Here is a 583-nt window from a genome sequence, read left to right as displayed (position 1 = left end):
CACCGGTGATCGCCTCGATCCCCGCGAGAACCGCGCCGTGATCCTCGTGCTCGGCGCGCATGACCTGGATTGCGGCACGCGCCATCTCGCCGCCCCCCTGGGCGAGCAGCGGAAACAGCACGACCTCCTCGCGCTGCTGATGCAGGCGCAGTTCGGCGATCATGCGCGACAATGTTTCCGCAAGGCCATAGGCGGCATACGACATTCGTCACCGGTCCCGCGCGAGCGGGTGAAAAGGGAACATCGTGCGCTTCGGCCGGGCTTCATTGTCCCGGAAGCAAGTCGATGGCTGCCCCCGCAACTGTCAGCGGCGAGCCGGTGGTCCGTCCGCCCGCAAGGGCGAGCCACTGAACCGGGAGCGGTTCGGGAAGGCAGGGCCACCAGCGTCGAGCCGCGAGCCAGGAGACCTGCCGGTGTCGCACCAACCTTGCTGCCGGGCGGGGTGCACCGGAAGCCGGAGCCGACCCATGACTGCACGCATCAGCGGCAGCGCCTGCCGCGCGCGTCCTCTCGTTTCCCCCTCATCGCGCCGTTCGCGGTCCCACGCCCGCCGGGGAGGCCGCGCATGAGCATCGCGACCAGT

Annotated in this window: 1 protein-coding gene and 1 riboswitch; the gene reads right to left on the bottom strand. The window is 69.8% G+C overall.

All coding sequences use genetic code 11. From position 1 onward, the window contains the following. A partial coding sequence (locus RT91_RS19805; RefSeq protein ID WP_035189738.1) for a hemerythrin domain-containing protein occupies nucleotides 1-205 on the bottom strand: 205 nt, incomplete at its 3' end. Beyond that, nucleotides 196-430, top strand: a riboswitch (cobalamin riboswitch). Its footprint overlaps the gene before it by 10 nt. The last annotated feature ends 153 nt before the right edge of the window (nucleotides 431-583 follow it).

The organism is Acidiphilium sp. JA12-A1, from assembly GCF_000724705.2.
Taxonomy (GTDB): domain Bacteria; phylum Pseudomonadota; class Alphaproteobacteria; order Acetobacterales; family Acetobacteraceae; genus Acidiphilium; species Acidiphilium multivorum.
This window is presented reverse-complemented; position numbering and strand designations above follow the sequence as displayed.